The following is a 15,822-nucleotide window of genomic DNA, read 5'->3' as shown; positions in this document are numbered from 1 at the left end:
ACCTGATCCGTCCCGGACCGGCCACCGCCGGCTCTCCGGCCGGCGGTGGTCCGGCGCCCGGCTACTCCTCGACGAGCAGTCGCTCGCGCAGCTGCGCGAGCGTGCGCGCCAGGAGCCGGGAGACGTGCATCTGGGAGATGCCGACCTCCTGGGCGATCTGCGACTGGGTCATGTTGCCGAAGAAGCGCAGCAGCAGGATCCGCTTCTCGCGCGGCGGGAGATCCTCCAGCAGCGGCTTGAGCGACTCGCGGTACTCGACACCCTCCAGCGCCTCGTCCTCGGATCCCAGCGTGTCCGCGACCGCCGGCGAATCCTCGTCCGTGTCCGGGACGTCGAGCGAGAGGGTGCTGTAGGCGTTGGCCGATTCCAGCCCCTCCAGGACCTCCTCCTCGGAGATCCCCAGGCGCTCCGCCAGCTCGTGGACCGTGGGGGAGCGGCCGTGCTGCTGGGAGAGCTCCGCGGTGGCCGTGGTCAGCGACAGCCGCAGCTCCTGGAGGCGCCGGGGCACCCGCACCGCCCAGCCCTTGTCCCGGAAGTGGCGCTTGATCTCGCCGACGACCGTGGGCGTCGCGTACGTCGAGAACTCGACGCCGCGGTCCGGGTCGAACCGGTCGACCGACTTGATCAGGCCGATCGTGGCGACCTGCGTCAGGTCGTCCAGCGGCTCGCCGCGGTTGCGGAACCTGCGGGCCAGGTGCTCCACGAGCGGCAGATGCATCCGGACGAGCCGGTTGCGCAGCTCGGCCTTCTCCACCGAGCCGTCGGGAAGCTCCCGGAGCTCGATGAAGAGCGCCCGTGCCCCGCTGCGGTCATGTGGATCGTGGTGCCCGTGCTCGCTCATCCGGCCCGCCCGCTCCGACTGCACCTGTTCCTCCGGCGCGGCCGGACGTCCCTGCGCGCCGTCCACGCCGTCCGCCCCGCCTTCCGGATGCGGCCGGGCCTGCTGCTCCGGAAGGGCTGCCGGGCGCACCGGCCCCGACCGGATCGTCTCGTCCCGCACAGGACCGTCCCCGTTCCCGTCGCTCACGCCGGCCCGGGTCCCGCGCCGCGCTGTTTGTAGAGGCTGATGCTGACCGTACGGTCGTCGGCGACCGTGGAGTCGACCTTGCCGGCCAGCGCGGAGAGCACCGTCCAGGCGAAGGTGTCGCGCTCAGGGGCGCGGCCGTCCGTCGTGGGGGCCGAGACGGTCACCTCGAGGGAATCGTCCACGAGCCGGAAGACGCAGCTGAGGACGGAGCCGGGCACGGCCTGCTGGAGCAGGATCGCGCAGGCCTCGTCGACCGCGATGCGAAGATCCTCGATCTCGTCGAGAGTGAAGTCCAAGCGCGCTGCGAGGCCGGCCGTGGCCGTACGCAGCACCGACAGGTAGGCACCCGCAGCGGGCAGCCGGACCTCTACGAAGTCCTGGTTCCCGGGCTCGCCTGCGATCTGGGACACCCTCACCTCCAAGGTGGCACAAACTCGTTCGAGGCTCCGGGACGGGTGCCCGGGGCCATGCGGTCCGTCGTCGGTTCTGTGGTTCGGCGACGCTGTCGCGACCCATGATGCCGTGTCGCCGAGACCGCAACCCGCTGATTACTCATGGTAAGCACATGAGTACACACAGTGGCTAGAGGTCTGCGGTGGTCAATTGCGAAGAACCGGCGCCGGTTTGACGTACCCAGGCGTCAGACGATCGAACCGTCCACGAAGCACCAGCGCCAGCTCTCGGCGCATTCGAAGCTGCGCATCACCGGATGGCCGGTCGCCTCGAAGTGCGCCGTGGCGTGCTTCAGGAGCGAGGAGTCGCAGCACCCGACGTGTCCGCAGACGAGGCAGAGCCGCAGCTGCACGGGATGGGTGCCGGCCGCGACGCACTCCCGGCAGGTGTCGCTGAGCGGGGCGGGTTCGGGGCGCGGCAGTTCGGATACGTGGAGGCACTCACTCATGATGGCCAGGTTACGGCCGGGTGGGGCCGTCGCGTCGGATGTGAGGACAGCGAGATGGACGCACTGCAGCTGGTGGCGCTCGTCGCGGTGAGCGCGGCGGTCGCGGGGGCCGCCCGCCGCACACCGGTGCCCCCGCCGCTGCTGCTGGTCGCCGCCGGCCTGCTGGCCGCGTACCTGCCGGGCGTGCCGAGCTACACGCTGGACGCACACATCGTGCTGCCCCTGCTGCTGCCGCCGTTGCTGTACACGGCGGCGGTCGACAGCTCGTACCTCGACCTCCGGGCCAATCTGCGGCCGGTCGCCCTGCTCTCCGTGGGGTACGTGCTCTTCGCCACGGTCGCGGTGGGATGGCTGGCCTATCTCCTCGTGCCCGATCTGCCGCTCACCGCCGCCCTGGTGCTCGGCGCGGTGGTCGCCCCGCCGGACGCCGTCACGGCCGCGGCCATCGCCCGCAGGGTGGGACTGCCCGCACGGGTCACCACGATCCTCCAGGGCGAGTCCCTGGTGAACGACGCCACCGCGATCACCGCGTTCAAGGTGGCCCTCGCGGCGGCCGTCGGTGAGGGGATGAGCTGGGGCGCGGGGATCGGTGAGTTCGCGCTGGCGTCGGTGGGGGGCATCGGCGTGGGCCTGCTCCTGATGGTTCCGCTGCACTGGCTGCGTACGCACCTCAAGGAGGCGTTGCTCCAGAACACCCTGTCGCTGCTGATCCCTTTCGTCGCGTACGCGGCGGCGGAGCGGGTGCACGCCTCCGGGGTGCTCGCGGTGGTCGTCGTCGCGCTCTACCTGGGACACCGCTCCTGGCAGGTCGACTTCGCGACGCGACTCCAGGAGGCGGCGGTCTGGAAGATGGTCGCGTTCGTCCTGGAGTCCGCGGTCTTCGCGCTCATCGGGCTGCAGCTGCCCTTCGTGCTCCGGGGGCTGGGCTCGTACGGCGTGGCGGAGGCCCTCGGCTACGCGGTCCTCGTGTTCGTGGCCGTGGTCGTGGTGCGTTTCGTCTGGGTGTACCCGGCGACCTATCTGCCCTCCTGGCTGTCCAGGCGCGTCAGGGAGCGCGAGGGCCCGCTCTCCTGGAGCTCGCCCCTGATCGTCTCCTGGGCCGGGATGCGGGGCGTCGTCTCGCTCGCCATCGCCTTCTCCATCCCCATGGTCACGCACGACGGGGGCGACTTCCCCGCGCGCAATCTGGTGCTGTTCCTGACCTTCACGACGGTCATCGGGACACTGGTCGTCCAGGGGCTGAGCCTGCCCTTCCTGGTGCGGGTCCTGAGACTGCCCACACGCAGCGCGCGTGACGAGACGCTGGCCGAGGCGCAGGCGCAGAGCGAGGCTTCCACGGCCGCCGACGCCTCGCTGGAGGCGTTGCTGGCCGACCCGCGCAACGCGCTGCCCGACCCTCTCCTCCAGCGGCTGCGCGCCGTCATGGAGCGGCGCCGCAACGCCGTGTGGGAAAGGCTCGGGGCGGCCAATCCGGTCACCGGGGAGTCGGCGGACGACACCTACCGGCGGCTGGCGAGGGACATGATCGCCGCCGAGCGCGAGGTCTTCGTGCGTCTCAGGGACGAGCGGCGGATCGACGACGAGATGCTGCGTGCCCTGCTTCGGCGGCTGGACCTGGAGGAGGCCGCCGCGTACCGGGAGCCGGACGGCGGGTGACGGCGACCCGGCCGCCTCGGAGGCGGCCGGGTGGCCTCTCAGGGCCGGCCGGTGACGACCGCGGTGACCGTGGACCCCGGGGCGAAGGCGCCCTCCCCGGCCAGCACGGTCAGCCCGTACAGGAGTTTGGCCACATAGAGCCGCTCGACGGGCAGGCCGTGCCGGTCCTCGAAGTCGTCGGCGAAGGCGTGCAGCTCCGGTGGCGTGCGGGCGTACCCGCCGAAGTGGAAACGTTCGTCCAGGGACCACTGCCCGGCGGGGGCGCCGAAGGCCTCCTGCTGCAGATCGCGCACCGCCGCTCCCAGGAAGCCGCCACGCAGGACCGGGACGCCCAGGGCGCGCTGCCCGTGGCCGAGCCCGGCGGCCAGCCCCGCGAGGGTGCCGCCGGTGCCGCAGGCGACCGCCACCGTGCCGGTCAGGCCGCGCAGTTCACGGCCGAGCTCTGTGCAGCCCTCTGCGGCGAGCGCGTTGCTGCCCCCTTCCGGGATGACCAGACAGTCCCCGAAGAGGCTCAGCAGGCCGTCCAGGACGCCGGGAGAGGCCTTCGCGCGGTAGGTCGTCCGGTCCACGAAGTGCAGACGCATGCCGTCGGCCGCGCACCGGTCCAGTGAGGGGTTGAGCGGGCGCCCGGCCAGCTCGTCGCCCCGTACGACGCCGACGGTGGGGAAGCCCAGCAGGCGTCCGGCTGCGGCCGTCGCCCGCAGATGGTTCGAGTAGGCGCCGCCGAAGGTCAGTACGGTACGGCTGCCGGCGGCCCGGAGGTTGAGGGCGAGTTTGCGCCACTTGTTGCCCGGCAGGTCCGGGTGGATCAGGTCGTCGCGCTTGAGCAGCAGCGTCACGCCGTACCGGGCGAAGCGCTCGTCCTCGACCGGCTGCAGGGGCGAGGGGAGCGCCGGCTGCAGCCGGGAGAGGTCGAGTGCTTCGTCGGTCATGCCCTCATTGTGTGCCGCCCGGTGCCGCCCTACTTCAGCCGGTCATGGATGCGGTTGCGCATCCCGTTCATGGAGAAGCCGCGTGGGTCGACCTTGCCGGGCTGCCACTCCAGGTGTCCGATGACCGAGGGGGAGTCCCAGTCGTGGAAGCGGCAGACCGCTGCCGCCGCCTTCTCGATGGCCTCGAGCTGGACGGCCGGCCAGGGGTCCTTCCCGTCGCCGAGGTTCTCGCACTCGAAGCCGTAGAAGTGCCTGTTCCCGTCGGTGTTGGCCTCGTTGTCCGACGGCAGGCGCTTCTCGGCCACCACGGCGCGCAGGACGTCGTCGTCGCCGAGGCCGGCGTGGTTGGCGCGGCCGTAGCCGACCAGGTGGACCCGCCCGTCCTTGGCGATCACGCCGTGGCAGAGCGGGCCCGGCAGCCCGGAGTGGCCGTCACGGCAGATCTCGACCGTGCGGGCGGTGCCCTTCGTGACGGTGTGGTGGAGCAGCACACCGTGCACCGGCCCCCAGGGGCCCTTGTGGTTGCGGTTGTGCGTACGCCAGTCGCCCACCTGGACGACGGTGAGCCCCTCGTCCTTGAGGGCCTTGAGGAAGTTGCTGGCGGACATGGGTGAGGACATGGCCGACTCCTTCGCTAGCGGGCGAGCGTGTCCGTACAGCGCTTGTACCGGAACACACAGCTCCGGCAAACCTGTTCGGGCGCTGTTCGCGGCGTGTGCGATTTGATCCGGACAGTCCGAGTGCCCCGGGGGGTCGTGCTCAGTCCTGGGCGATCCACAGGTCGGGGCCGAACACCTCGTAGTGGATGTCTGCCGCGGGCACTCCCTTCGCGAGGAGCTGCGAGCGGACGGCTCGCATGAACGGCAGCGGACCGCAGAGGTAGGCGCGGGTGTCCGGGGCGACGGGAAGGCCGCTCAGGTCGACCGTGCCGGTGCGCTCGGCGGTCCGGCCGGGCTCCGGGTTCTCGTACCAGAAGTGGGCCGAGGCGTCGGGGAGCTTTCCGGTGAGCGCCTCGTGTTCCGCACGCAGCGCGTGGTCGGCCGGCGACCGGTCGCCGTGCACCACGGTGACGGGCGAACGGTGCCCCTCCTCCGCCAGGTGCTCCAGCATCGACAGGATGGGGGTGCAGCCGATGCCGGCCGAGGCGAGGAGCAGTGGGCCCTCGGAGCCGTCGAGCACCAGGTCGCCGTACGGTGCGGAGACGCGCAGCCGGTCGCCCGTGCGCAGCCGTGCGTGCAGGTGGGCGGAGACCTCGCCCTCCGGGCCGGCCCCGCCCCGTACCCGCTTGACCGAGAAGGAACGCAGACCGGAACCGGGCGCTCCGGTGAGGCTGTACTGGCGTATCTGGCGGGCGCCGTCGGGGAGGTCCACCTGGACGGAGACGTACTGGCCCGCCCGGAAGGCGGGGGCCGGTGTGCCGTCGGAGGGGGTGAGCCGGAAGGTGGCCACGTCAGGGGTGTCCTCGACCCGGGAGGCGACCGTCCACTCGCGCCACACGTCGTCCGCCGTCACACCCTGCTGCGCGTGGAGCCGGTCCTCGATCGCGATCAGGGCGTTGGCCATCAGCCAGTAGACCTCGTCCCAGGCCTCGGCGACCTCGGGGGTCACGGCGTCGCCGAGCACCTCGGCGATCGCGGCGAAGAGGTGGGTGTGCACGATCCCGTACTGCGGGGCGGTGATGCCCAGTGAGGCGTGTTTGTTGGCGATACGGCTGAGCATCACGTCGGGCCGGGTGTCCGGGTGTTCCACGAGGTGGGCGGCGAAGGCGGCGATCGACCCCGCGAGCGCCTGACGCTGGGTGCCCGAGGCCTGGTTGCCCCGGTTGAACAGGTCCCGGAGAAGCTCCGGACGGGCGTCGAACAGCTTCCGGTAGAAGAGATCGGCGATGTCCCCGATGGCCGCCCCCACGGCGGGGAGTGTGGCTCGGACAGTGGCGGTCGACGTCTCGGAGAGCATCGGGTGACTCCTGGGGTGTGAGGGCGGGCCGTGCGGCGGCCGGCCTGGTAACTGGTATATGAGATGCGTATTTTTGACCGGCGTGAGCCGCGTGGCGCGCGGAGGGGTGCGTGGGGGCGGGTGCGGGCGGATCAGCCGGGCGCGGGGCGGCCGCGGCTGATGCCGAGCAGCAGCGGACCGGTGGGGGAGGAGACGAGGTCGCCGACGGTGAGCGGGTCGAGCGAGGCGTAGAAGGCCTCCTCGGCCCTGCGCAGTGCGGAGCGGAGCAGGCAGGCGGAACGCAGGGGGCACGGGGTGCCGCCCTCGCAGTCGACGACCTCACCGGGCCCTTCCAGCTGCCTCACCAGGGCGCCGATCGACGCGGAGTGTCCGGCGGTGGTGAGCGAGAGGCCTCCGCCCCGGCCCCGCCGCGCGTCGACCAGGCCGAGGTGCTGGAGGCGGGCGACAACCTTCGCCGCGTGGGTGTACGGCACCTGCATGGTGGCCGCCACCTCGCGGGTGGTCGGGGGGGCCTCGTCCTCCGCCGTGACGGTCAGGCGCATGAGCACCCGGAGCGCCACATCGGTGAATCGCGTCAGCCGCATGGCGGCAGCGTAGGTAAGTTGCATCCGGGATGCAACTTAGGGCGCCCGTCCGTCGCGCGGGAGGCCGCGTCATCATGGGAGGTGCGGACCCGTGACGGATGCGGGACGTGTGTGGGACGAGAGAGGCGGTCAGCGGCAGTGCCGAAGCCGAACGCAGCCGACGGGATACCGGCGGCCAAAGTCATCACCGACCCGGACAGCCTGGGCCGCTACGCGCACGACGAGGCGGAGTGGGCCCCGGCGGGGCAGCCACTGGCCGTCGTGCGGCCACAGGACACCGATGAGGTGCGGGCGGTCGTCGCGTACTGCGTCGAGCACCGGATTCCGGTGATCCCGCGCGGCGCCGGTACGGGCCTGTCGGGCGGGGCCAACGCGGTGGACGGCGCCGTCATCCTCTCGTTCGAGGACATGAACCGGATCCTGCGTATCGACCCGGTGGAACGCCTCGCCGTCGTCCAGCCGGGCGTCGTCAACGACGATCTGCGCGCCGCGTGCGCCGCACAAGGCCTCTGGTACCCGCCGGACCCGGCGAGTTCGCCCTGGTCCACCATCGGCGGCAACACGGCCACCAACGCGGGAGGCATGTGCTGCGTCAAGTACGGCGTGACCCGCGACTACGTTCTCGGGCTCGAGGTGGTCAACGGCCTCGGTGAGACCGTGCGGGTGGGCCGGCAGACCGCCAAGGGCGTCGCGGGCTACGACCTGTGCGGCCTGTTCGTCGGCTCCGAGGGCACTCTCGGCGTGATCACCGAGATCACCGTGAAGCTGCGCGGTGCGCGGCCCGCGGAGCGCACGGTGGCCGGCTTCTTCGACTCGGTCGTCGCGGCGGGCGACGCGGTGAGCCGGGTGACGGCGGCGGGCATCGTGCCCTCGGCACTCGAACTCCTCGACCGGCACTGCCTCAAGGCCGTCGACGAGTGGAAGAACATGGGCCTGTCGTCGGACGCGAACGCCATCCTGCTCGGCCGCGTGGACACCCCGGGAGCCGCGGGTGACGCCGAGGCCGAGGCCGTAAGGGCCTGTTTCGCGGAGGCCGGCGCGGCCTGGGCCGAGGTCTCCACCGACCAGGCAGAGGCGGACGCCCTGTTCCAGGCCCGCAGGCTCGCCTACCCGGCGCTTGAGCGGCTGGGGCCGGTGCTCACCGAGGACGTCGTCGTTCCCCGGTCCCAGGTGCCGCGGATGCTCGCGCGCATCGAGGAGATCTCCGTCGCGCACGACGTCCTCATCGCCAACATCGCTCACGCGGGCGACGGGAACCTGCACCCCCTGATCATCACCGAACCCGGCGACGACGCGGCAAGGGCACGCGCCCAGCTCGCCTTCGAGGACATCCTCGACGCGGCGATCTCCTTCGGCGGCACGGTCACCGGTGAACACGGCGTGGGGCTGCTGAAGATGGGCGGCATGGACCGCGAGGTGGGCCCTGTCAACCTCGCCATGCAGCGAGCGGTCAAGGCAGCCCTGGACCCCCACGGCATCCTCAACCCGGGCAAGGTCGTCGTGTCGGGAGCGCCCCTGGCGTACTGAGCGGGTCCTCCCTACCGCAGCGGTTCGCTGAGCTCGACTGCGCGCAGGGCCGCCGCGAGCGACTGCTCGTCGCCGAAGTCCATGGCCGTGTCGGTCAGCTTGATGACGTGCTCGTCGCCGTGGGCCAGGGCCCGTTCCACGACCTCCTCGGGCGTGATCCGGCCCGGCGGTACGTAGGCCACCGGGGCGCCCGGCGCGTACATGGCGGTCACCGCCGCGGAGGCGGTCCAGGCCGCCTGGAGGCTCGGCACCCACAGGGCGTGCGGGAGCGCGGGGAGGGTGCGAAGGACGGCGTTGGGCGCCGTGGCCGCGTGAACCAGCATGGTCTCGTTGCCGTGGCCGTGGGTCGCGTACCGGTGGGTGGCCGCCCGGACCAGCTCGGTGAGCCGACTGTGCGCCTCGGCCGGGTCCGTGACCGTGGCGGCCCACACCGGCACGCTCCTGACCTGGCCGAGCCGGGCGGGGAAGCCGCCTGCCCGTTCGGCGACGGGCTCCACCGCGTCGAGAGCCGCCGCGGCGCTGCCGGCGCCGGGCACGGGGACGAGCCCGGCGACGGGGTGGTGGCGGGCGGCCCAGTAACCGAGGCCGTGGGCGAGTTCGGTCAGACGCGGTCCGGTCGCGTCGTCCGCCAGGAGCGTGCGCACGGCATGGCCCACACGGATCACCGGATGCGTCGATCCGCCGTACATGCCGGGCAGGAGGCGCGGCCACCACAGGGCGAGCACCTCGCGCCAGGGATGCTCGGCGAGCTCCCGGCCGAAGTAGGCGATCCAGTCGGCGGCGCGGCGGGGATCGCCCAGCGCGGAGCGCCAGTCGGCGTCCGTGACCGGCTCGACGCCGGCCGGGAACTCCTCGAGTCTCGGCGCGTACAGGTCGAGCCAGCGGTGCACGGCCGCCGCCTGGCCGTTGGCGGCGAGCGCCTCGACGGCCATCGGCGCGTGGTTGGTGAGCCGCCCGAGCCGCTCGGGACCCGAGGTGTGCAGTCGCTGGAGTGCCTCGTCGAGGGTGCCTGTCGTATCCATGGCGGGAACGCTAGGCGGCCGTGCGCGGCGCCGTAACGGGCGGAAGTCCCGGTCGCGGAGCGGGCTGAAGTCCTAGGTCCTGAGGCCCGGTTCCGGTACGCCGCCACGGCCGGCCCGAGCCCTTCCGGCCTGTCCCCGGGCGCCCGGGTGCGGGCAATGTGCCCCGACCCGGGCCCGAATAGTCACACTCTTTTGTGTAATAGCGCGCCGTGTCCTCCTCCTGCAAGTCTTCCTCTCGCAGGTCAGCCCATGATCGAGAGGATGTCGGATGTCCGTTGGTGAAGAGGTTCGCGACACGCAGCCGCCGCAGCAGAGTCTCGGCACAGCGGCTGCGCGGAACCTCGCGACGACGACCAAGTCCGCCCCGCAGATGCAGGAGATCAGCTCCCGGTGGCTGCTGCGCATGCTGCCGTGGGTGCAGGTGCAGGGCGGCACGTACCGGGTGAACCGGCGGCTGAGCTATTCGGTCGGCGACGGCAGGGTGACTTTCGTCCAGACGGGCGACCGGGTCACGGTCATCCCCGCAGAGCTCGGCGAACTCCCCGCCCTGCGCGATTTCGGCGACGAGGAGGTGCTGGCCGAGCTGGCGCGCCGGTGTGAACAGCGCGACGTCGCGGCCGGTGAGGTGCTCGTCGCGGCGGGTGAAGCGGCGGACCGTGTCCATCTGCTGGCCCACGGCAAGGTCGAGAAGATCGGGACCGGGCAGTACGGCGACGAGACGGTGCTCGGAGTCCTCGCCGACGGCTCCTACTTCGGCGACCACGTCCTGCTCGACGGTGACGCGACCTGGGAGTACACGGCCCGTGCCGTGACCGCCTGCACGCTGCTGACTCTGCGTCGCTCGGACGTGCTCAACCTCGCCGCCCGCGCGGACTCGCTCCGCGACCATCTTGCCGGGCTGCTCGCCATCCCGCACCAGAGGACCAACCAGTACGGCGAGGCGGAGATCGATCTGTCCGCGGGACACGTGGGGGAGAGCGTCGTCCCGCACACCTTCGTCGACTACGAGTCGGCGCCCCGTGAATACGAACTGAGCGTCGCCCAGACCGTGCTGAAGGTCCACAGCAGGGTGGCCGACCTCTACAACCAGCCGATGAACCAGACCGAGCAGCAGTTGCGGCTCACGGTCGAGGCACTGCGCGAGCGCCAGGAACACGAGCTCATCAACAACCGGGAGTTCGGCCTGCTCAACAACTGCGACTACGGGCAGCGCCTCCAGCCCCACGACGGGGCACCCGGCCCCGACGACATGGACGAACTCCTCTCGCGGCGGCGCGGATCGAAGCTGTTCCTCGCGCATCCGCGGGCCATCGCCGCGTTCGGCCGCGAGTGCAACAAGCGAGGCCTGGTGCCGGAGAGCGTCGAGGTCGGGGGGCACCATGTGCCCGCCTGGCGGGGAGTGCCGATCTTCCCGTGCAACAAGATCCCGGTCACCGACGCCCGCACCACATCGATCATCTGCATGAGGACCGGTGAGGCGGACCAGGGCGTCGTCGGGCTCCAGCAGAGCGGCATCCCGGACGAGATCGAGCCGAGCCTCTCGGTCCGCTTCATGGGCATCGACGAGCAGGCGATCATCTCGTACCTCGTGACGGCGTACTACTCCGCCGCCGTACTGGTGCCGGACGCCCTCGGCGTCCTGGAGAACGTGGAGGTGAGCCGCTGGCGGTGACGCTCCCCGGACCCGGGCGGCGGGACCGCCCGCCCGGGCCCCGGCAGGCCGAGGCCGCGACCAAGGCGCCCGTGGCGCCCGGAAGGAGTGACCGTGACCATGACCAGTACGGATGCCGCGATGGAGGGGCACAAGGCAGCCGCGCTCCTGGAGCACACCCGCAGCGCCGTCGACCCCCACCTCCGGGCGGCGGTCGAAACACTGCCCGGGGGGATGCGCCGGGTCGCCATGTACCACTTCGGCTGGCAGAACGCCGACGGGACGCCGGCCTCGGGGCAGGCAGGCAAAGCCATCAGGCCGGCGCTCGTCCTGGCGGCCGCCCGAGCGCTGGGTGGGGACCCGGAGGCGGCGATGCGGGCGGCCGTCGCCGTCGAACTCGCTCACAACTTCACCCTGCTCCACGACGACGTCATCGACGAGGACACCACCCGGCGGCACCGGCCCACGGCCTGGGCGGTGTTCGGTGTGCCGGACGCCGTCATCACGGGCGACGCCATGCTCGCCCTCGCCCTGAGACTGCTGGCCGACGACCCGCACCCCGCGTCCGCGCCCGCCGCGGTGCGGCTCTCCACCTGTGTCATCGAGCTCTGTGCGGGGCAGCAGGCCGACTGCGCCCTGGAGGACCGCGGTCCCGACGACGTCACGCTGGACGAGTGCCTCGCCATGGCCATGGCCAAGACGGGCGCCCTGCTCGGCTGCGCCTGCGCTCTCGGGGCGCTCTACGCCGGTGCGGGGGACCGGGTGGTCCGCGCCATGGACGGCTTCGGCAGGGAAGCCGGCCTCGCCTTCCAGCTCATCGACGACCTGATCGGCATCTGGGGGGACACAGCCCGCACGGGCAAACCCGCCGGTGCGGACCTGAGCGCGCACAAGAAGTCCCTTCCGGTGGTCGCCGCGCTCACCTCGGACACCCCGGCCGCCGCCGAGCTCGCCGCCCTCTACCGGGGGGCCATGGACACACCGGGGGAGGTGAGGAGCGCCGCCGACGCGGTCGACCGGGCCGGCGGGCGCGACTGGGCCCAGACCGCCGCGGCGGACCGAATGGCCAGGGCCGTGCACCACCTGTCCCGTGCGGTGCCCGTACCGGCCGGTGCCGGAGATCTGCTCGCCCTGGCCGAATTCGTCACCCGCAGAAGCCACTGAGCCGGACTGCCCGTGACCGGCCCCCGAGGCCAACTCTAGGATTCCGTGCGTCGGTCGGGACCAACACCACGGGACGAAGAGAGCGGGGCCGGTCATGGGCGTACGGGTACGGCGGGCGGACGAGCAGGACAGGGGCCAGGTCGTACGACTCCTGGAACAGGCGTTCCATCACGATCCGGTGAGCAGCTGGGTCTTTCCCGACGAGGAGCACCGGCGCGCGGTGCACGGGAAGTTCCTCGGGGTCTTCGCCGACATCACGCTGGAGGGAGGCCGTATCGACCTGCTGGAGGACGGCACCGCCACGGCCCTCTGGCTCTCCGTGCCGGCGGGTCTGCCGGAGGAGGACGACACCCCCGCGCTCATGCGGGAGACCGCGGACCCGGACAACGAACGGGCCGAGCTGGTGGGGAGGCTGACCGGTGCCGTCCATCCCCACGACCGTGCCCACGAGTACCTGCTGATGATCGGAGTCTCTCCGGAGCGCCAGGGGGAGGGGATCGGCGAGGCGCTGATGAGGGGGGTGCTGGAGCGGTGCGACCGGGAGGGGACCCCCGCCTATCTGGAGGCGAGCAGCGAGCGCAGCCGCGGCCTCTACGAGCGGCTCGGTTTCACCTTCATGGGACAGACCGTCGACCTTCCCCAGGGCCCGTCGATGTGGCCCATGTGGCGTGAGCCCCGGACCGGATGAGCGGGGCCCGGCCGCCGGAGGCACGGAAGGGGAGGGCGCCACAGGGCGGTCCGGGGGGTACGGGCTACAGTCCCTGCTCATGACAGATGAGTCGTGGGCAGGCTGGTACCGGGACCGTCATGGTTCCGAGGCCGTCATTCTCACCACGGACGGACAGCAGCTCCGTGTCCGCGTACGGGGCACGGACTTCGAGGGCGCGAGCTTCGACGGCCTGGCTCCCGTGGCGGGGGTGCCGGTTCCCGAGGGCCTGTTCGGCCTGGCGGAAGGGGCGCTCGACGACTGTGTCCTGGAGTGGGACCTCCCGCTCCCGGTCCTCGTGTCCGGCACGGTCCGCCAGGCGACGCTCAGCTGTCTGCTGTCCCTGCGGAGGGCGGACCCGGATCTGTATCTCGCCCTCCATCTGGACGGGGCGGTGTACGAGTCGAACCGCGCCGAGGGCGACTTCGCCGCCGCGCTGGCCACGGTCCAGCGGATCCTGCCGCCGGACATGCATCTGCAGACGTGCATCGCCTGCGCCTTCTCCGACTACTTCCCGGCCCCGGTCCGCGGCCTGTCCGGCGGGCTCGCCTGCTTCCGTGGCGCGAAGGCCGCCTACCGCGACGTGGCGGGCGGGGCCGATGTCGCGGACCTCTGGGACCGGCGTACGGGATTCGTCCAGGAGATATGGAGCTGCCGGGAGTTCGAACCGCGTCCGGCGCACGGCGCCGGCACCGGCCACCGGGGTGCCTTCCCGCTCGAAGTCGCCTGATCGTCCCGCCTCGCACCCGGGGGCCGCTCCGCTCCCGCGGAACGGCCCCCGTCTCGTGCGTCGAGGTGCGTCAGGACGTGGCGAGCGCCGCCGCGAGCCCGTTCTGCCAGAGGGAGTTCACCCGCGACCGTTCGGTGGTGTCCGGGTAGGCGTTCGTGCAGGACGGGCCGGGGCCGCCGCCCGACATGAGCTCGCTGCACGGCCCGGTGTAGTGGTCCGGAAGCCCCAGCACGTGTCCGGTCTCATGAGTGGTGACCCGGGTCGAGTCGTACTGCTGGTTCTGGGCGTAGTCGAGGAAGACGTAGCCGCTGCCGTGCCCGTCCGTGCTCGCGTACGAGCCCCGGGAGTCGTTGCCCTCGCGGTAGGTGAAGTCCGCGTTCGAGCCCTCCTGCAGCTTGACGTTGCTCACCGAGCTGTTCCAGATGCTGGCGCTGCCGGCTATCTGGCTGCGGAAGCTCGGGGCGTTGGCGGCGCTGTAGACCACGGTGACCGCCTGGGCGCCCGGGTTCGCGGCCCGCTTCTCGGCGACCGACTTCATGACGGCTTCGAAGAACGCCTTGTTCGCAGCGGCGTTCTCGCTCGAACCGGCGTACGCGGCATAGCCGGACTGCGCCGTGGCCACGGTGTCCGTGGACGCGGGGGACGGAGCGGCTGCGACCGCGGGAGTGGCGACCAGCGCGGCGGCGAGGCCGAGTCCGGCCACGGCCGACATGAAGGCTGTCCTGGGGTGTCTCATGGGGGGTGTCTCCTACCTGTCCGAAGAACCCCGTCCGGAGGCCGGACGGGGAACGGGTGGGGGGTACGGAGAGAGTGTCAGGGCAGCCGGGCCCGCAGCGGATGATGTCAACCGGCGATAGCGCCGCCCTATCCCCCGGACAGGGAGCACACAGAATCAGCACGTACCGGTGGACCGAGACCCTCTGAATAGGCCCGGTTGGTGGTGGTTGGGACATCTGGTGCTCGGCATGCGAACAGCCATACGCTCACCGTCATGGAGCTCGAGGTGAGGCACCTCAGGGCGCTCTGCGCCATCGCCGACACGGGCAGCCTGCACCAGGCCGCACGGCGGCTCGGCGTCAGCCAGCCCTCCTTGACCACCCAGCTCCAGCGGATCGAGAAGACCTTGGGTTCGGAGCTGTTCCGCCGCGGGCGGACGGGCTGCCGTCCGACCCTCCTGGGACGTGCCGTCCTCAGCCGCGCCCGGCCTCTGGTGGACGGCATGTCCGCCCTGGTCGGCGCGGCGACGGCGGAGGCCGCTGCCGCCCGGGCCGGTGGCCCGGGACTGCGGATCGGATCCACCGCGAGCCGGGTCATCGGCGGCTGGCTGCGCGGACTGCGGGTGCGTCTGCCCGGCACCGACATCTCTCTCCGGGTCGACGTGTCGGCCCGGGCGCTGCTGGGATCGGTGGCGGCAGGCCGGCTCGACGTGGCCTTCGTGCACGAGGTGGAGGGCTCTCCGCTCGCCGTACCGGACGGTCTGAGCCAGCGCGTACTCCTGGAGCGCGAACCGCAGTTCATCTCCCTGGCCAGGGACCATCCGGCGGCAGGGCGGCCGGTGGTGGACCTCGACGACCTGGCAGGCGACCGGTGGATGGTCGACCCCTCGGTGGACGGTGAATGGGACGGCGTGCGCCGGGTCCTGGGCGCCGCGGGCCTCGACCCGACCGTCCTGCACGGCGACTACCTCACGGCGGCCTCGCTCGTCGTCCTCGGCGAGGCGGTCGCCCCCTGCCAGCCGACCTCCGGCCCACGTGACGACATGGCGATCCGTCCCCTGCGCGGCGACCCGCTGGCGGTGCGTCTGCTGCTGGTCTCACGGCCGGGAGCGGACGTGGACGCCGTGTACGAGGAACTGGAGACGGCCTACCGCGACGCGGCACGGCGCGCCGAGGAGTACCACCGGTGGCTGTTGCGCCACAGCAGTCCTCTGGCGCGCATCTCCTGAACGGCGTCCCGCAGCCCTTAG

At 71.9% G+C, this 15,822-nt stretch carries 16 protein-coding genes; 7 read left to right on the top strand and 9 right to left on the bottom strand.

Translation table 11 applies throughout. The features are described 5' to 3' along the window. Positions 1-61: 61 nt before the first annotated feature. The 3 genes from ACIREO_RS02545 to ACIREO_RS02535 form a co-directional block, all read right to left on the bottom strand. Positions 62-1,027, bottom strand: coding sequence for an RNA polymerase sigma factor SigF (locus ACIREO_RS02545; RefSeq protein WP_404103930.1), 966 nt, complete (start codon positions 1,025-1,027; stop codon positions 62-64). Beyond that, complete coding sequence (locus tag ACIREO_RS02540; protein WP_003966375.1) at positions 1,024-1,437, bottom strand: anti-sigma regulatory factor; 414 nt, start codon at positions 1,435-1,437, stop codon at positions 1,024-1,026. The genes ACIREO_RS02545 and ACIREO_RS02540 overlap by 4 nt, the downstream gene beginning before the upstream one ends. Before the next feature lie 230 nt (positions 1,438-1,667). After that, on the bottom strand, positions 1,668-1,928 hold the full coding sequence (locus tag ACIREO_RS02535) for a UBP-type zinc finger domain-containing protein (RefSeq protein ID WP_404103927.1): 261 nt from the start codon (positions 1,926-1,928) through the stop codon (positions 1,668-1,670). Between the two features lie 54 nt (positions 1,929-1,982). On the opposite strand from ACIREO_RS02535, the gene ACIREO_RS02530 reads away from it, so the two are divergent. Next, positions 1,983-3,584: a Na+/H+ antiporter gene (locus tag ACIREO_RS02530; RefSeq protein ID WP_404103924.1), complete on the top strand. Its 1,602-nt coding sequence runs from the start codon at positions 1,983-1,985 to the stop codon at positions 3,582-3,584. A 38-nt stretch (positions 3,585-3,622) separates the two neighbouring features. Here the strand turns inward: ACIREO_RS02530 and ACIREO_RS02525 are convergent, their stop codons facing one another. From ACIREO_RS02525 to ACIREO_RS02510, 4 genes are all read right to left on the bottom strand, one after another. Continuing rightward, the gene (locus ACIREO_RS02525) at positions 3,623-4,516 is read right to left on the bottom strand and encodes a 1-aminocyclopropane-1-carboxylate deaminase/D-cysteine desulfhydrase (protein ID WP_404103922.1); all 894 of its coding nucleotides are present in this window, start codon (positions 4,514-4,516) and stop codon (positions 3,623-3,625) included. A gap of 29 nt (positions 4,517-4,545) precedes the next feature. Beyond that, on the bottom strand, positions 4,546-5,136 hold the full coding sequence (locus ACIREO_RS02520; RefSeq protein ID WP_404103919.1) for an N-acetylmuramoyl-L-alanine amidase: 591 nt from the start codon (positions 5,134-5,136) through the stop codon (positions 4,546-4,548). Positions 5,137-5,275: 139 nt separating this feature from the next. Next, positions 5,276-6,472 carry a globin domain-containing protein gene (locus ACIREO_RS02515; RefSeq protein WP_404103916.1) on the bottom strand — a complete coding sequence of 399 codons (1,197 nt, stop codon included), beginning with the start codon at positions 6,470-6,472 and terminating at the stop codon, positions 5,276-5,278. A gap of 131 nt (positions 6,473-6,603) precedes the next feature. Next, the gene (locus tag ACIREO_RS02510) at positions 6,604-7,056 is read right to left on the bottom strand and encodes an RrF2 family transcriptional regulator (protein ID WP_404103914.1); all 453 of its coding nucleotides are present in this window, start codon (positions 7,054-7,056) and stop codon (positions 6,604-6,606) included. Positions 7,057-7,194: 138 nt separating this feature from the next. Here ACIREO_RS02510 and ACIREO_RS02505 point away from each other — a divergent pair, with 138 nt between their 5' ends. After that, positions 7,195-8,583: an FAD-binding oxidoreductase gene (locus tag ACIREO_RS02505; protein WP_404103911.1), complete on the top strand. Its 1,389-nt coding sequence runs from the start codon at positions 7,195-7,197 to the stop codon at positions 8,581-8,583. An 11-nt stretch (positions 8,584-8,594) separates the two neighbouring features. Here ACIREO_RS02505 and ACIREO_RS02500 read toward each other — a convergent pair whose 3' ends face one another. After that, complete coding sequence (locus tag ACIREO_RS02500) at positions 8,595-9,605, bottom strand: questin oxidase family protein (RefSeq protein WP_404103908.1); 1,011 nt, start codon at positions 9,603-9,605, stop codon at positions 8,595-8,597. 268 nt (positions 9,606-9,873) lie between these two features. Here ACIREO_RS02500 and ACIREO_RS02495 point away from each other — a divergent pair, with 268 nt between their 5' ends. The 4 genes from ACIREO_RS02495 (at position 9,874) to ACIREO_RS02480 (ending at position 13,856) form a co-directional block, all read left to right on the top strand. After that, entirely contained in the window at positions 9,874-11,277 is a 1,404-nt protein-coding gene (locus ACIREO_RS02495) for a family 2B encapsulin nanocompartment shell protein (protein ID WP_404103905.1), read from the top strand. 99 nt (positions 11,278-11,376) lie between these two features. Beyond that, a complete protein-coding gene (locus ACIREO_RS02490) occupies positions 11,377-12,420 on the top strand; it encodes a family 2 encapsulin nanocompartment cargo protein polyprenyl transferase (protein ID WP_404103902.1) in 1,044 nt (347 codons plus the stop codon). 94 nt (positions 12,421-12,514) lie between these two features. Further along, the gene (locus tag ACIREO_RS02485) at positions 12,515-13,108 is read left to right on the top strand and encodes a GNAT family N-acetyltransferase (RefSeq protein WP_404103899.1); all 594 of its coding nucleotides are present in this window, start codon (positions 12,515-12,517) and stop codon (positions 13,106-13,108) included. 79 nt (positions 13,109-13,187) lie between these two features. Beyond that, on the top strand, positions 13,188-13,856 hold the full coding sequence (locus ACIREO_RS02480; protein WP_404103896.1) for a DUF6304 family protein: 669 nt from the start codon (positions 13,188-13,190) through the stop codon (positions 13,854-13,856). 70 nt (positions 13,857-13,926) lie between these two features. Here the strand turns inward: ACIREO_RS02480 and snpA are convergent, their stop codons facing one another. Beyond that, positions 13,927-14,592 (bottom strand): snapalysin, encoded by a 666-nt coding sequence (gene snpA, locus ACIREO_RS02475; protein ID WP_404103893.1) that lies wholly within the window; start codon positions 14,590-14,592, stop codon positions 13,927-13,929. Positions 14,593-14,847: 255 nt separating this feature from the next. On the opposite strand from snpA, the gene ACIREO_RS02470 reads away from it, so the two are divergent. Continuing rightward, the gene (locus ACIREO_RS02470; protein WP_404103890.1) at positions 14,848-15,801 is read left to right on the top strand and encodes a LysR substrate-binding domain-containing protein; all 954 of its coding nucleotides are present in this window, start codon (positions 14,848-14,850) and stop codon (positions 15,799-15,801) included. Positions 15,802-15,822: the final 21 nt, after the last annotated feature.

The sequence above is a fragment of the Streptomyces sp. NPDC102441 genome, from assembly GCF_044765585.1.
In the GTDB taxonomy this organism is placed as follows: Bacteria; Actinomycetota; Actinomycetes; order Streptomycetales; family Streptomycetaceae; genus Streptomyces.
Note: the sequence above shows the minus strand (reverse complement) of the source record. Positions and strands in the feature narration are given on the sequence as shown.

Bases quoted from the DNA above. Each gene is read 5' to 3' on its own strand.
- ACIREO_RS02480 (WP_404103896.1), top strand. From the start codon at position 13,188: ATGACAGATGAGTCGTGGGCAGGCTGGTACCGGGACCGTCATGGTTCC.
- ACIREO_RS02525 (WP_404103922.1), bottom strand. From the start codon at position 4,516: ATGACCGACGAAGCACTCGACCTCTCCCGGCTGCAGCCGGCGCTCCCC.
- snpA (WP_404103893.1), bottom strand. From the start codon at position 14,592: ATGAGACACCCCAGGACAGCCTTCATGTCGGCCGTGGCCGGACTCGGC.
- ACIREO_RS02470 (WP_404103890.1), top strand. From the start codon at position 14,848: ATGGAGCTCGAGGTGAGGCACCTCAGGGCGCTCTGCGCCATCGCCGAC.
- ACIREO_RS02515 (WP_404103916.1), bottom strand. From the start codon at position 6,472: ATGCTCTCCGAGACGTCGACCGCCACTGTCCGAGCCACACTCCCCGCC.
- ACIREO_RS02500 (WP_404103908.1), bottom strand. From the start codon at position 9,605: ATGGATACGACAGGCACCCTCGACGAGGCACTCCAGCGACTGCACACC.
- ACIREO_RS02535 (WP_404103927.1), bottom strand. From the start codon at position 1,928: ATGAGTGAGTGCCTCCACGTATCCGAACTGCCGCGCCCCGAACCCGCC.
- ACIREO_RS02485 (WP_404103899.1), top strand. From the start codon at position 12,515: ATGGGCGTACGGGTACGGCGGGCGGACGAGCAGGACAGGGGCCAGGTC.
- ACIREO_RS02490 (WP_404103902.1), top strand. From the start codon at position 11,377: ATGACCAGTACGGATGCCGCGATGGAGGGGCACAAGGCAGCCGCGCTC.
- ACIREO_RS02510 (WP_404103914.1), bottom strand. From the start codon at position 7,056: ATGCGGCTGACGCGATTCACCGATGTGGCGCTCCGGGTGCTCATGCGC.
- ACIREO_RS02530 (WP_404103924.1), top strand. From the start codon at position 1,983: ATGGACGCACTGCAGCTGGTGGCGCTCGTCGCGGTGAGCGCGGCGGTC.
- ACIREO_RS02520 (WP_404103919.1), bottom strand. From the start codon at position 5,136: ATGTCCTCACCCATGTCCGCCAGCAACTTCCTCAAGGCCCTCAAGGAC.
- ACIREO_RS02495 (WP_404103905.1), top strand. From the start codon at position 9,874: ATGTCCGTTGGTGAAGAGGTTCGCGACACGCAGCCGCCGCAGCAGAGT.